General features: G+C 73.4%; 15 protein-coding genes. 10 read left to right on the top strand and 5 right to left on the bottom strand.

Annotated elements, in window-relative coordinates; translation table 11 throughout:
• Nucleotides 1–47 precede the first annotated feature (47 nt).
• Nucleotides 48–992 carry a GlxA family transcriptional regulator gene (locus DSM26151_RS12750; protein ID WP_234659894.1) on the bottom strand — a complete coding sequence of 315 codons (945 nt, stop codon included), beginning with the start codon at nucleotides 990–992 and terminating at the stop codon, nucleotides 48–50.
• A gap of 92 nt (nucleotides 993–1084) precedes the next feature.
• Here DSM26151_RS12750 and DSM26151_RS12755 point away from each other — a divergent pair, with 92 nt between their 5' ends.
• From DSM26151_RS12755 to DSM26151_RS12765, 3 genes are all read left to right on the top strand, one after another.
• Nucleotides 1085–2116 (top strand): SDR family oxidoreductase, encoded by a 1032-nt coding sequence (locus DSM26151_RS12755; RefSeq protein WP_234659895.1) that lies wholly within the window; start codon nucleotides 1085–1087, stop codon nucleotides 2114–2116.
• Between the two features lie 178 nt (nucleotides 2117–2294).
• Nucleotides 2295–2570 (top strand): hypothetical protein, encoded by a 276-nt coding sequence (locus tag DSM26151_RS12760; RefSeq protein WP_234659896.1) that lies wholly within the window; start codon nucleotides 2295–2297, stop codon nucleotides 2568–2570.
• 31 nt (nucleotides 2571–2601) lie between these two features.
• Nucleotides 2602–3042, top strand: a complete 441-nt coding sequence (locus DSM26151_RS12765) for a hypothetical protein (RefSeq protein WP_234659897.1) — start codon at nucleotides 2602–2604, stop codon at nucleotides 3040–3042.
• Between the two features lie 36 nt (nucleotides 3043–3078).
• On the opposite strand, the gene DSM26151_RS12770 is transcribed toward DSM26151_RS12765, so the two are convergent.
• Nucleotides 3079–3591 (bottom strand): hypothetical protein, encoded by a 513-nt coding sequence (locus DSM26151_RS12770; protein WP_234659898.1) that lies wholly within the window; start codon nucleotides 3589–3591, stop codon nucleotides 3079–3081.
• Between the two features lie 53 nt (nucleotides 3592–3644).
• Nucleotides 3645–4610 carry a 5'-3' exonuclease gene (locus DSM26151_RS12775; RefSeq protein WP_234659899.1) on the bottom strand — a complete coding sequence of 322 codons (966 nt, stop codon included), beginning with the start codon at nucleotides 4608–4610 and terminating at the stop codon, nucleotides 3645–3647.
• 207 nt (nucleotides 4611–4817) lie between these two features.
• Here DSM26151_RS12775 and msrA point away from each other — a divergent pair, with 207 nt between their 5' ends.
• The 3 genes from msrA to DSM26151_RS12790 are packed head-to-tail and all read left to right on the top strand — an operon-like array spanning nucleotide 4818 to nucleotide 7126.
• Entirely contained in the window at nucleotides 4818–5387 is a 570-nt protein-coding gene (msrA, locus tag DSM26151_RS12780) for a peptide-methionine (S)-S-oxide reductase MsrA (protein ID WP_234659900.1), read from the top strand.
• A 36-nt stretch (nucleotides 5388–5423) separates the two neighbouring features.
• The gene (locus DSM26151_RS12785; protein ID WP_234659901.1) at nucleotides 5424–6479 is read left to right on the top strand and encodes an FUSC family protein; all 1056 of its coding nucleotides are present in this window, start codon (nucleotides 5424–5426) and stop codon (nucleotides 6477–6479) included.
• 14 nt (nucleotides 6480–6493) lie between these two features.
• Complete coding sequence (locus DSM26151_RS12790; protein ID WP_234659902.1) at nucleotides 6494–7126, top strand: N-acyl homoserine lactonase family protein; 633 nt, start codon at nucleotides 6494–6496, stop codon at nucleotides 7124–7126.
• Between the two features lie 25 nt (nucleotides 7127–7151).
• Here the strand turns inward: DSM26151_RS12790 and DSM26151_RS12795 are convergent, their stop codons facing one another.
• On the bottom strand, nucleotides 7152–7370 hold the full coding sequence (locus tag DSM26151_RS12795) for a hypothetical protein (protein WP_234659903.1): 219 nt from the start codon (nucleotides 7368–7370) through the stop codon (nucleotides 7152–7154).
• 280 nt (nucleotides 7371–7650) lie between these two features.
• On the opposite strand from DSM26151_RS12795, the gene DSM26151_RS12800 reads away from it, so the two are divergent.
• The 3 genes from DSM26151_RS12800 to DSM26151_RS12810 are packed head-to-tail and all read left to right on the top strand — an operon-like array spanning nucleotide 7651 to nucleotide 10414.
• Nucleotides 7651–8880 carry a carboxylate-amine ligase gene (locus DSM26151_RS12800; RefSeq protein WP_234659904.1) on the top strand — a complete coding sequence of 410 codons (1230 nt, stop codon included), beginning with the start codon at nucleotides 7651–7653 and terminating at the stop codon, nucleotides 8878–8880.
• Nucleotides 8877–9722 (top strand): tryptophan-rich sensory protein, encoded by an 846-nt coding sequence (locus DSM26151_RS12805; RefSeq protein ID WP_234659905.1) that lies wholly within the window; start codon nucleotides 8877–8879, stop codon nucleotides 9720–9722. The genes DSM26151_RS12800 and DSM26151_RS12805 overlap by 4 nt, the downstream gene beginning before the upstream one ends.
• Nucleotides 9719–10414 carry an alpha/beta hydrolase family protein gene (locus DSM26151_RS12810; protein ID WP_234659906.1) on the top strand — a complete coding sequence of 232 codons (696 nt, stop codon included), beginning with the start codon at nucleotides 9719–9721 and terminating at the stop codon, nucleotides 10412–10414. Before DSM26151_RS12805 ends, DSM26151_RS12810 begins: the two co-directional genes overlap by 4 nt.
• On the opposite strand, the gene DSM26151_RS12815 is transcribed toward DSM26151_RS12810, so the two are convergent.
• Nucleotides 10399–11154, bottom strand: a complete 756-nt coding sequence (locus DSM26151_RS12815) for an SDR family NAD(P)-dependent oxidoreductase (protein WP_234659907.1) — start codon at nucleotides 11152–11154, stop codon at nucleotides 10399–10401. The two genes, DSM26151_RS12810 and DSM26151_RS12815, sit on opposite strands and share 16 nt — an antisense overlap.
• Before the next feature lie 164 nt (nucleotides 11155–11318).
• Between DSM26151_RS12815 and DSM26151_RS12820 the strand changes: the two genes are divergently transcribed.
• Nucleotides 11319–12857 carry a molybdopterin-dependent oxidoreductase gene (locus DSM26151_RS12820; RefSeq protein ID WP_234659908.1) on the top strand — a complete coding sequence of 513 codons (1539 nt, stop codon included), beginning with the start codon at nucleotides 11319–11321 and terminating at the stop codon, nucleotides 12855–12857.
• The last annotated feature ends 488 nt before the right edge of the window (nucleotides 12858–13345 follow it).

Below are 13345 nucleotides of genomic sequence, written 5' to 3' on the forward strand. Positions count from 1 at the left end.
CGATCGCCGGCATTCCGGCGAGGCTCCGCGCGCACCGGCGCACCGGCTCAGGCGGCGAAGGTGTGCCGGTACTCGCTCGGCGACGTGCCGAGGATGCGCTGGAAGTGCAGCCGCAGGTTCGCACCCGTGCCGAGGCCGACCCGATCGGCGACCTGTTCGACGCCGAGGTCGGTGCGTTCGAGCAGTTCCCGCGCGAGATCGATGCGCGCGCGCAGGATCCACTGCATGGGCGTGTACCCGGTGTCCTCGACGAAGCGCCGCGAGAACGTGCGCGCTGAGACGTTCGCGTTGCGCGCCAGGTCTGCGAGCGTGAGCGGCTCGTGCAGGTGCTCCACGGCCCACTGCCGGGTGGCCGCGAACACCTCTCCGAGCGGTTCGGGCAGCGCCCGGGGCACGTACTGCGCCTGCCCGCCGCTGCGGTAGGGGGCGGCGACGAGGCGCCGCGCCGCGTGGTTCGAGACGGCGACGCCGTGGTCGCGCCGCACGAGATGCAGGCAGAGGTCGATGCCGGATGCCGCCCCGGCCGAGGTGAGCACCTGCCCCTCGTCGACGAACAGCACGTTCTCGTCGACGTGCACGAGCGGATGCCGCGCCCGCAGCGCGCGCGCGTAGTGCCAGTGCGTCGTGGCCCGGCGTCCGTCGAGCAGACCGGTCGCGGCGAGCGCGAACGCCCCGGTGGAGATCGCCGCGAGCCGTGCGCCGCGGCGGTGCGCGGCGCGCAGGGCGTCGACGACCGCGGCGGGCGGGTCGTCGAGGTCGGGCGTGCGATACCCGGGGATGAAGATCGTCTCGGCCCACTCGAACGCCTCGAGTCCGTGCTCGAGGTGGTACGAGAGCCCGTCGCCGCCGGTCACGAGCCCGGGGTGCGCGCCGCACACGCGCACCTCGTAGGGCATGCTCGCGCGGGCGGTGAAGATCTGCGCCGGGATTCCGACGTCGAGCGGCTTGGCGCCGTCGAGCACCAGCACGGCGACGCGGTGCGGTGCCGGCATCCGTTCCTCCCTTGCTCCATGGCAAGGATGCCACGGGGCGCAAGGATCTCGCACACTGGGCGGGTCGGCACGGGACGGGTAGAGTCCGGGCCATGGACGACCAGCCGACCCTCGTCACCGGAGGCACGGGCTTCGTCGGCATCGCGTGCGTCATCGCACTGCTGGCCGACGGCGCGCGCGTCCGGGTGACGGTGCGCGACCTCGGGCGCACCGACGACCTCCGCAGGCTGGTCGGGCTCGGCGGAGGCGATCCGGATGCCGTCGAGGTCGTCGCCGCGGACCTCCTCGACGACGCCGGCTGGGATGCCGCGGTCGACGGCGTCGGCCACGTCCTGCACGTCGCGTCGCCCTTCCCGGTACGCCAACCGCGCCACGACGCCGAGCTGATCGCGCCCGCCCGGGACGGCGCGCTCCGCGTCCTGCGGGCCGCGCGCGACGCCGGCGTCCGGCGGGTCGTGCAGACGTCCTCGTTCGCGGCGATCGGGTACGGGCGGGCGCACCCGGGCCGTCCGTACACCGAGTCCGACTGGACCGACCCGGACGGGCGCGGCGTGAGCGCCTACGTCCGGTCGAAGACGCTCGCGGAGCGGGCCGCGTGGGACTTCGTCGAGCGCGAGGGCGCGGGTCTGGAACTCGCGACGGTCAACCCGGTCGGCGTCTTCGGCCCCGCGATCGGCACCGACCTGTCGTCATCGCTCGAGCTGCTGCGGCAGCTGCTCTCCGGCGGCTACCCGATGGTGCCGCGCGGCACCGTCAGCGCGGTCGACGTCCGCGACGTCGCCGACCTGCACGTGCGAGCCATGCGGCATCCGGATGCCGCGGGCGAACGTTTCCTCGCCGTCTCGGGCGACGCGTTCGAGTACATCGAGCTCGCCCGGCTGCTGCGCGACGAGCTCGGCGAGCGCGCACGGCGCGCGCCGACGCGCGTGATCCCGGACTGGCTCGTGCGCGCCGGTGCGCCGTTCAGCCGCGAGCTGCGGTCGATGGCGACCGAGCTCGGGCGACGGCACGACGCCTCGCACGAGAAGGCGACGCGCATGCTCGGGTGGGTCCCCCGCCCCCGCGAGGAGGCCGTCCTCGCGTCGGCGCGCAGCCTGGTCGACCTCGGCCTGGTCCCGCGCTGACCCTCCTGCGGCCCGTCGTGACCGGATCGAGATCGACGTGACCGGATCGAGACGTCACCGAGCGCCGAAACGCCGCCGCGGCCGCTGATGGCGGGGGAGGATGTCGGTGGGGGACGACACCAGGCGAGCACTTCGGAGGACGAACATGTCGGCGGCCGAATGGCGGGAATCGAGGTCCGTGATCGGACCCGTCGCGCTCGCGGTCGGCATCGCGGCCGTCGTGCTCGCGTTCGCCACGCCGAACCGGGGCATGGGGGCATCTGCCGTCCTCGCCGGGCTCGCGGCATCCGCTTCCGCCCTCGGTCTCGTCGCGCACGCGCGCGCGCGGCGCGGCGATCGCAGGTCGACCTCGGCGATCGCGGCGGTGTGGATCGGCGTCGGCGCGCTCGCGATCGTCGCGATCTCGGTGCTGCCCGCACTGCTCATGTCAACGCCCGCGTCCGGCGCCGGCTGAGCTCGGGGCCGTCCGCCGTACCATCGACGACATGAGCGATCCCGAGCGCGAGCCAGCCGACCCCGACGACCGTCGCGACCCCGTTCCCGCGCCGTGGTTCGGCGACGCGTACGACGTCGGCGGGCTCGGCATGGGGCGGCTGTTCGCCTGGGGCGGCCTGCTGCTCGGCGTCGGCGCGCTCGCCATCGCACTGTTCGCGCCGCTGGCCGGGCAGGCGCTGCGCACCGTGTGGATCGCCGGCTTCGGGGCCGCGGCGATGTGGGTCGCCTGGATGGCCCCGCCTCGCTACCGCCGGTCCGGCGTGCGGGTCTCCAAGGCGGTGCCCGTCGCGATGGGCCTCGGCGCACTCGCGATCATCGTGGCGGCCTACGCGTTCACCGTCATCTTCGCGGCGAGCAGCGGCGTCGAACTGCCGGCTCCGGGCTACTGGCTCGCTCCCGCGCCGAGCCCGAGTCCGGGCGTTCCCACCTGAGCCGTCGGGTCGGCCGGGTGCCGACCCGGGGCCGGATCAGGGCGTCGGCAGCGGCGCGTCGTAGCCGTCGATGACCTCCTGCCCGCGAGTCACGACGCCGAAGAGCTCCCACCGCGGCTCGGCGACCGTGCCGCCGACGATGCAGTTGCTCGCGGCGACGTCGACCAGGTCGGCCGAGCGATTGCCGTCCTCGACCTCGATGTAGACGAACCAGAGGCCGTCGTCGCGGAGCAGCACGCTCGCGTCGGAGTACGGGGCGTACTCCACGAGCGCGAAGTCGCCCGCGTAGAACCCGGTGGTCTGCGCCCGGCACAGGGCGTACGCGTCGAGTGCGTCGAGGGGGCGATCGGCACCGGTCGGGGCCGGTTCGTCGGATGCCGCCGGGGCCTCGCTCGTCGGGGATGCGGGCGCCGGTGTCGTGGTCGCGGGCGCCTCGGACGCCGGCGGGTTCAGCGGGCCGCCGGGCGCGCACCCGGTCAGGAGCGCCGCGATGGCGACCGCGGTCGAGACGAGGGCGACGGATGCCGCGCGGCTGGTGGGTGAGCGCATGGACGCGAGGCTACCCGGCAGGTCGACGGCGCGCCTCGGGGCGCGCCCCGACCTCACGCCGATTCCGGACGATCCAGCGACGCGAGCAGTCGGGCGACGGAACCGCCGAGGTTCCACTCGTCGACGAGGTCTTCCAGCGCCTCGCGGCGCGCACCCGTGACGGGTGCCAGGCGCGCGCCGAGATCCTCCGCCGACGGCAGGTCGAGGTCGCGCGCCACGTTCACGACCGTCGGCGCGACCGCGAGGTAGTCGTGGGCTCCGGTGAGCCGCGCGCGCATCGACGCCGACATCGTCGCGGGTGCGGCCGCCGCGGCATCCGCATCGCCCGACGCGACCGCGAGCATCGCGTCGAGCGAACCGAAGTCGCCGAGCAGGCCGGCCGCGGTCTTCTCGCCGATTCCGGCGACGCCGGGCAGGCCGTCCGACGAGTCGCCGCGGAGCGTCGCGAAGTCGGCGTACTGCGAGGCCTCGACGCCGTACTTGGCCACGACCCACTCGTTCGTGACGAGCTCGAGGCGGTTCATGCCGCGCGCCGTGTAGATCACCCGCACCGCACGGTCGTCGTCGACGAGCTGGAACAGGTCGCGATCACCCGTGACGACGTCGACGGCCATGGTCGCGTGCGTGGCGAGCGTGCCGATGACGTCGTCGGCCTCGTGCTCGGCGACGCCCACGATGGGGATGCCGGCGAGCCCCAGGGTCTCGCGGATCATCGGGATCTGCGCTTCGAGCGGGTCCGGCACCTCCTCGACGTCCGGTCCGGCGGCGACGACCTGCTCGACGCGGTGCGCCTTGTAGCTCGGGATGAGCTCGACCCGCCAGTGCGGGCGCCAGTCGTCATCCCAGCAGGCCACGACATACGACGGCTCGAACTCGCCGACGAGACGCGCGATCATGTCGAGCAGGCCGCGCACCGCGTTGACGGGCGTGCCGTCGGCGCGCTTCAGCGAATCCGGCACGCCGTAGAACGCTCGGAAGTACAGCGAGGCGGTATCCAGCAGCATGAGTCGATCGGCCATGCGCCGATCCTCCCACCACCGGGCGACGTGGCGCACGCGCCATCCGCTCACAGCGACCCCCCAGCCCGCGGGAGCATCCTGCGGAACATCGGCGGCGTCGGCGGCGTTCTCCCCCATGGACGCACAGGCGACCGGTGGAGCCGGCGCCCCGGTCCGAGTCGGCGCAGCCGGCTCCGTCGGAACGAGACCACCAGCGAGGAGATCCGCATGACCACCCCAGGCGCCATCACCACCGTCCCCGGAGCCGAGACCGCCGTCCTCGCGGGCGGCTGCTTCTGGGGCATGGAGGACCTCGTCCGCAAGCTCCCGGGCGTGATCGACACGCGCGTCGGCTACAGCGGCGGCGACGTCGAGAACGCGACCTACCGCAACCACGGCTCGCACGCCGAGGCGCTCGAGGTCGTCTTCGACCCGTCGAAGCTCAGCTATCGCGACCTGCTCGAGTTCTTCTTCCAGGTGCACGACCCGACGACGAGGAACCGCCAGGGCAACGACGTCGGGACGAGCTACCGTTCGGCGATCTTCCCGACGAGCGACGCCCAGTACGACACCGCGATCGACACCATCGCCGACGTGGACGCGTCGGGCATCTGGCCGGGCCCGGTCGTGACCGAGGTCGCGCCCGCAGGCGCGTTCTGGGAGGCCGAGCCCGAGCACCAGGACTACCTGCAGCGCATCCCGTGGGGGTACACCTGCCACTTCGTGCGCCCCGGATGGCGCCTGCCGAAGCGCGACGCCGCCGCCGACTCGGCCACCGACTCGGCCGCCGCCGGCTGACCCCCCCGGCCACCCGGGGCCGCTAACGTGGAGCGCATGCGGTTCGCCCAGCAGTTCCGCTCCACGAAGCGGGCTCCGCTCCTGCAGGTGCTGAAGTCCGCGGTCGCCACGGTGGCCGCGTGGCTGATCGCGGGGTGGCTGATCCCCGGGCCGTTGCCCGTGTTCGCGGCGATCGCGGCGCTGCTGGTCGTGCAGCCGAGCGTGAACCAGTCGCTCGGCAAGGCGCTCGAGCGCAGCATCGGCGTGATCGCGGGCGTCGTGATCGCGTCGGGCCTCGGGCTCGTCTTCGGCCCGACGAGCTGGGTGATCCTCGTCGCGATCCTCATCGCGCTGCTCGCGGCCTGGGCCGCCCGGATGACCGCGCCCACCTCGAACCAGGTCGCGATCAGCGCGATGCTCGTGCTCGCACTCGGCGGCACGTCGGCCGAGTACGCACTCGACCGCATCCTCGAGACGTTGATCGGGGCCGTGATCGGCATCGTCGTGAACGCGCTGATCGTCCCGCCCGTGCTCACCGGCCCGTCGCGCGACCAGCTCGCGCGGCTGGGGCGCGAGCTCGCGGCATCCGTCGACCGCCTCGCCGCGGCCCTGCTGACACCGCAACGCCCCGCCGACCTCACCGAGCTCCTGCTCGAGGGCCGGCTCATGCGACCGATGCGGGATGCCGCCGTCGAGGCGATCACCGACGCCGAGGAGTCGCTCACGCTCAATCCGCGCCGGTCGGCGCACCGCGCCGAACTCGCCGAGCAGCGCCGCCTGCTCGACCGGCTCAGCCCGATCGTGACCCAGGTCGGCGGAATGACGCGCGCCTTCGTCGACCACTACGACGACGGGCTCGCGACCGAGCCCACGGTGCGTGCGATCGCCGAGCAGCTGCACCGGGTCGCGCACGACATCCGCCTGGCGGTGCACCTCGCCGAGGTCGACCCCGAGCCGCTGACCTCGGTGATCCCGGCCCTGACCGCCCCACTGCAGATCGCCCCGCCGAGGTCGGACCACTGGATCCTCATCGGCTCCCTCATGGAGGACCTGCGCCGCATCCGCGAGGAACTGCTCGTCGACGACGCGCCGCCCGCCGCTGCGAGCGCGTGATGGAAGGAAACACTGTGAACGAAACCGAACCGGGACCGCGCACGCCGACGGTCACCCCGTTCCATGTCGCCGACCTCGCGATCGAGGGCGAGTCGATGCCGGTCATGGTGCACGTCATCGACCACCCCGACGGGCGCGTGCTCGTCGACACCGGGATGACCGAGATCCACCCGGACCACGCCGAGTTCGTCGAACGCGTCATGCCGCTCGACGCACAGCTCGACGTCGGCGGCATCGACCTCGTGGTGAACACCCACCTGCATGCCGATCACTGCGGCGGCAACCGGCTCTTCCCCGGCGTACCGATCCACGTCCAGCGCCGGGAGCTCGCCGATGCGCGCACCGAGGACGGGTACACGATCCGCGACTGGGTCGACGGGCCCGGCGTGACGTACGCCCCGCTCGACGGCGAGGTCGAGCTCCTCCCCGGGCTCCGACTCGTGCCCGCACCCGGCCACACGCCAGGCTCCCAGATCGTCGTCGTCGACACCGGCGAGGGCCCGATCGTCCTCGTCGGCGACACCGCGGTGTGGTTCGGCGAACTCGACGACCCCGGCACCGAGGGCCAGCGACTCGTCCGCTCCCTCGAGCCGCGAGAGGTGTGGCTCGCGCACGTGCGCGAGCCGTGGTCGCCCACGACCCGGTGACGACCGCGCGACGCCCGCCTGGATGTCAGGCGAGCAGGTCGCGGATCGCCTCGCCCCACTCGAAGCCGCAGTCGCGGCAGTCGAAGATCGGGGCCTCGCCGGAGAGACCGGCGGCCGCGGCACTCGCCTCGACCTCGAGATCGAGCGGGCCGTACACGATGACCCGCACCGCGGCGGAGCCGCAGCGCAGGCAGGGCTCGTCGAGCACGTCGGGCTCGAGCGTCGGAAGCGGCTGGTTCGTCATGGCCATCACGGTACGAGCGGCCACCGACATCCGCTGCAGCCGGCCCGCGCGTCGCCCGCCCGGCGGACGAACGGCACGGGGATCGACCGCGCCGGCGGGTACTTCTCCTCGTCGGCGGGCGGCAGTCCGGCGTCGAGCGCCGACTTCTTCGTCGCGATGCTCGAAGCACACCTCGGGAGGCCACCGACACCCCCTTGACACTGCCCGGCGAACGACGCACGCTGCGTCCACGAGGCATCCGGAATCCCTCCGGAAGGCCCGCCCCACGGCAGGAGCGACGATGGCGACGTTCGGCATCGAGGAGGAGTTCTTCTTCCTGGACCCCCAGACCATGCTTGCCGTGGGTGTCGCCGCCGACGTCCGCCGTCGCCTCGCCGACGACCCCCGATGGGGCGAGCACGTCCACCCCGAGTTCCTCGCGTCGCAGGTCGAGTTCGCGACGCCGGTCTTCGAGAACATGGCCGTGGCCGCGGAGCAGCTGGCGGCGTTCCGTCGCGAGGTCGACGCCGACGCCGCCCGGCACGCGGTGTGCGTCGCGAGCGTCGGCACGCCGCCCGACGCGCACCCGTTCCCCTCGATCACCGACGCGGATCGCTACCACCGGATCGCGCGCGAGGTGGCCGGCATCATCGCGGACCACCAGATGAGCGGCCTGCACGTCCACGTGGAAGTGCCGAGCCGGGAACACGGGGTCGCGACGCTGAACGCCGTCCGGCCGTGGCTGCCGCTGCTCACCGCGATGACCGGCAATTCGCCGCTCTGGCGGGGCAACGTGACCGGCTACGAGAGCTGGCGCACGGTGCAGATGCGTCGCTGGAGCACCTCGGGCTGCCCGCCCCGGTTCGCGAACGCGGACGACTACGACCGCAGGACGCGGGGGATGCTCGGCGTCGGCGGACTCGGCGACCTCGCTCTCATCGCCTGGAACGTCCGGCTCTCGGAGCACCTGCCGACGATCGAGTTCCGGATGGCGGACGCCCAGCTCACGGTCGACGACACGCTCCTGGTCGCCGCGCTGTGCCGGGCGCTCGTGGACAGGGCCGTCGACGAGCACGACCGGTTCGGCGCCGACCCGACCGCCGTTCGCGGGGTGCGTTCACTGGACGAGCCCGACCCGGACCTCCCGCCCGAGCTGCTGAGCGCCGCCACGCTGCACGCAGCGCACGAGGGCCTCTCGGGCGGGGCGTTCGACCCCGCGAGCGGCCGGCTCGCACCCGCGACGGAGCTGGTCCGGAGGCTCGAACGGCACCTCGCCGAACCGCTCGAGCGCACGGGCGACCGCGACCTCGTCCACCGACTGCTCGAACGGCTCCTGCGCGACGGCACCGGAGCGGCGCGCCAACTCGACGCGTGGAACCGGTCCGGGATCGCAGGCCTGCGACGGCTGTTCGCCGCGACGATCACCGCCCAACCGGGCATCGCCGCACCGCGGGCGCGGATCAATCGAACGGATGACGCCGGCGGCGGCCGGCCCACCTACGCTGGCGGCACGACGGGAGGTGCGGGGTGACATCCACCGACATTCGAAGCGGTGCCCGGAAGGGCGCCGACGGAAGCGCCGCGGACACGGCACGGCAGGTCGTGGTCCTGGCGACCTCGCTCCTCGCGATCGCGGCCGCGTTCATCGGCTCGGGCGTGACGGGGGGCACGCCCGTGCAGGAGGCCGCGGGAGGCTGGCTCGACGCCGACTCGACGCTCATCGCGCCGGCGCGGCCCGCCTTCGGCATCTGGAGCGTCATCTACACGGGCATGCTCGCCTACGCGATCTTCCAGGCCCTGCCCGCACAGCGTGCGAGCGCCCGCCACCGCCGGATCGGATACCCCGTCGCGGCGTCACTCGTGCTGAACGCGGCCTGGATCGGCGTCGTTCAGCTCGACCTGCTGTGGGCGAGCCTGCCGGTCATCGTCGCCCTGGTGGCGGTGCTCGCCTGGCTGTTCGTCCAGCTGCGACGGCTTCCGCCGCGCGGCATCGTGGATGCGATCGTGACGGACGGGTCGATCGGGCTGTACCTCGGCTGGGTCGTCGTCGCGACGGCCGCGAACGCCACCGCCGTGCTGCAGGCCGCGGGCTTCGACGGGTGGGGGCTTCCGGCCGAGGCGTGGGCGATCCTCGTGATCGGCGCGGCCGCGGCGGTGGGCATCGGCCTGGCCTGGTGGGGCCGCGGCCGGATCGCTCCCGCGCTGTCGCTGGCCTGGGGGCTCTCGTGGGTCGCGGTGGGCCGGCTGACCGACGAGCCCGATTCGACGTCGACGGGCATCGCGGCCGCGGTGGCCGCTGTGCTCGTCCTCGTGGTCACGCTCGTCGCGCGGGTCTGGGCGATGCGCTCCACCCGGGGCACGATGGAGGCATGAACGACGAGGAACTGCCCCTGGTGATCGAGGTCGGCGGCGAGCTCGACGCGGTTCCCGCCCTGCTGCTCCGGCCCGACGATCCGACCGCGACGCTCGTCGTCGCGCACGGCGCCGGAGCGGGCAAGGAGCATCCGTTCCTCGCCGGGTTCTGCCGCGCGCTCGCCGGCCACGGCGTCGCCACGCTGCGCTTCGACTTCCCCTACCGCGCCGCCGGTCGGCGCTTCCCGGACCGGCCGCCGGTCGCGATCGCCGTCTGGCGCGCGGTCATGGACGCCGCCCGCGCCGGGGCCGCGGACGGCGAACCGGTGTGGGCGTCGGGCAAGTCGTTCGGGGGGCGGATGGCGTCGATGGCCGTCGCCGAGGGCATGGATGTCGCGGGGCTCGTGTTCCTCGGGTACCCGTTGCATCCGCCCGGCCGCCCTGAGAAGTCGCGCGACGAGCACTTCCCGCAGCTGGCGGGCGTGCCGATGCTCTTCCTGCAGGGTCGGAAGGATCCGTTCGCGATCCCGAACGAGCAGCTCGACCGGCTCGTCGCCGGCCTCGCGCCGTCGGCGGTGCTCGAATGGATCGACGGCGCGAACCACTCGTTCGAGATCGCGGGCGCCAAGCGCCCCGCGGTCGAGATCGGCGCGGGGCTCGCCCCGGGCGTCGCGGACTTCCTCGCGGCGCGGGGAGCTCAGACCGCGGTGTAGCCGCCGTCGACGAGGTGGTAGCTGCCGGTGATGAAGCTCGCTGCGTCGCTGGCCAGGAACGCCACGAGCGCGGCGACCTCGTCGGGCTCGCCGAGGCGGCCGATCGGGTGCTTGCCGACCAGGAACTCCTGAGTCTCGGCGTCGAGGTTGGCATCGATGAGCGGGGTCTTGATGAAGCCCGGGCCGACGGAGTTCACGCGCACGCCCTGGGGCGCGTACTCGATCGCCGCGTTCTTGGTGAGACCGACCACGCCGTGCTTCGCGCTCACGTATGCCGACGAGCTCGCGAACCCGACCGAGCCGAGGATCGACGCGATGTTCACGATCGATCCGCCGCCGTTCGCGACGATCGCCGGCAGTTGGGCGCGCATCCCGAGGAAGATCGAGCTGAGGTTCACGGCGATGACCGCGTCCCAGCTGTCGACGGGGTAGTCGCCGACCTGCGCGGAGGCGCCGCCGATCCCGGCGTTGTTCACCGCGATGCGCAACGGTGCGAGCGCGTTCGCGGCGTCGACGGATGCCTCGACCCAGTCGGAGTCGGTGACGTCGCCGACGGATGCCTCGGCGGTGCCGCCCGCGGCCCGGATCTCATCGACGACCGCCGCGGCGTGGTCGCCGTCGAGGTCGTTCACGATCACGGATGCGCCGTTCGCGGCGAGCAGCATCGCGATCGAGCGACCGATCCCGCTTCCGGCTCCGGTCACGATCGCGGAGCGTTCCGATACGTCGTAGGTGGCCATGGTGCCCTCTCTCCTTCGGTTGCGGTTCCCTCCCCACCGTACGCACACGACGCCGGCCGGCGCAGGCCTTGCGGCGTTTTCCCGGCCTGCCCGGGCCCTTACGAACCGCTTACGACCGATGGGGGCGGCCCGCGCACTCGACGCGGGCGACGTAGCCTGAGGCCATGTCGGCCGATCGCGCGCGCAACCGGCGGCTGCGTCCCGCCGTGGCGGGAGTCGCGGCCGCGACGTTCGGAGCCGGCGCCGGTGAGCTCGCGGCGGCGATCATCGCCCCGACCGCGTCGCCGTTCACGTCGATCGGGGGCCTGCTGATCGACCTCGCGCCGCCATGGGCGAAGGATGCCGCGATCGCCCTGTTCGGCACCGGCGACAAGGTCGCCCTGCTCGTCGGCGTCGCCGTGGTGCTCGTCGCGGTGGGTGCGCTCGCCGGCATCCTCGAGGCGCGGCGTCGACGCTGGGGCCGCGGGCTCTTCGCGCTCCTCGGGGTGTTCGGCTCGGTCGCCGCGGCGACACGCGCGAATGCGTCGCTGCTCGCGATCCTGCCCGCGGCGATCGGCGCGCTCGCGGCGATGGCCGCGCTCTCGATGCTGCTCGCCCGGGTGCCCGCCGAGGCCGACCGGGCTTCGGTCGCCGACGTCGATCGGCGCCGCTTCCTGGCGTGGGCGGGCGGCACCGCGGCGGTCGGCGTCCTCGCCGCGATCGCATCGACCGCGCTGTCGGCCGGTTCGCGCGCGGTCATGACCGTTCGCGAGGCCCTGCGACTGCCTGAGCCTGCGACGACCGCGTCGGTTCCGGCATCCGCCGAGCTCGGCATCGACGGGCTCGCCCCGGTGATCACGCCGAACCGCGAGTTCTACCGGATCGACACGGCGCTCAGCGTGCCGCAGGTCGACCCTGCCGACTGGCGGCTGCGGATCCACGGCATGCTCGACCGCGAGGTCGAGCTCACGTGGGATGATCTGCTCGCGCTGCCGATGGGCGAGAGCGTCACGACGCTCGCCTGCGTGTCGAACGAGGTCGGCGGCTCGCTCATCGGCACGGCCGTGTGGCTGGGGTACCCGATCCGCGAGCTGCTCGCGCGCGCCGCGCCGACGGCGGACGCCGACATGGTGCTCTCGCGCAGCATCGACGGGTTCACGGCGTCGACACCGCTCGAGGCGCTCACCGATCCCGGTCGAGAGGCCGTGCTCGCGGTCGGCATGAACGGCGATCCCCTGCCCGTCGAGCACGGCTTCCCGGTGCGGATGGTGGTGCCGGGCCTGTACGGCTACGTCTCCGCCACCAAGTGGGTGACCGAACTCCTGGTCACGCGCTTCGATCGCGACCGGGCGTACTGGTCGGACCGGGGCTGGAGCGAACGCGGCCCGATCAAGCTGTCGTCGCGGATCGACGTGCCGCGCGCGGGCGCGTCGGTCGAGGCCGGCACGGTCGTCGTCGCGGGCGTCGCCTGGCAGCAGCACACGGGCGTCGAAGCGGTCGAGGTGCAGGTCGACGACGGTGCGTGGGAGCCCGCGACCCTCGCGACGGCGATCTCGGCCGACACCTGGGTGCAGTGGCGCTTCGACTGGGATGCCGCGCCCGGCCGGCACACGGTCAGGGTCCGCGCGATCTCGGCCGACGGCGAGGTGCAGACCGCCGATCGCGCTCCGGTCGCGCCCGACGGTGCGACGGGCCTGCACGAACGCTCGTTCGACGTTCGCTGATCGACCCCGCCGGGCCGGGTCGCGCCGGGCCGGGCCGGGCCGGGCCGCGCCGGACCGGGCCGCGGCGCGCCGGGCCGCGGCGCGCCGGATCGCCGGGTCCCCGGGTCGCGCCGGGTCGCCGGGTCGGCCCGGTTCGCTCGCTCGCTCGCTCGGGCTGACGCCCAATGGTCCGGAAGCGTCCCGTCCTCCACCGGCGAGGCGAACGCCCGGTCTTCGGCGAATCGGCGATGCGGCCGCGCGCCGACGCCTCCGACGGCAGGCTGAACCCGTCCGGAAACCTCCGGGACTTCGGTACCGGCCTTACGGGACTTCGGTACCGGCCTTACGGGACTTCGGTACCGGCCTCCCGTTGGTTCGGTACGGGGTCCCCGGTACTTCGGTACTGGGATTCCAGTGCTTCGGTACCAGGATTCCCGGTACTTCGGTACCGGGGTTCCGGTACTTCGGTATCCGGGACTTCGGTATCGGCCGCCCGTTGGTTCGGTACG

Origin of the sequence: Agromyces marinus (genome assembly GCF_021442325.1) — a bacterium.
GTDB classification, from domain to species: Bacteria; Actinomycetota; Actinomycetes; order Actinomycetales; family Microbacteriaceae; genus Agromyces; species Agromyces marinus.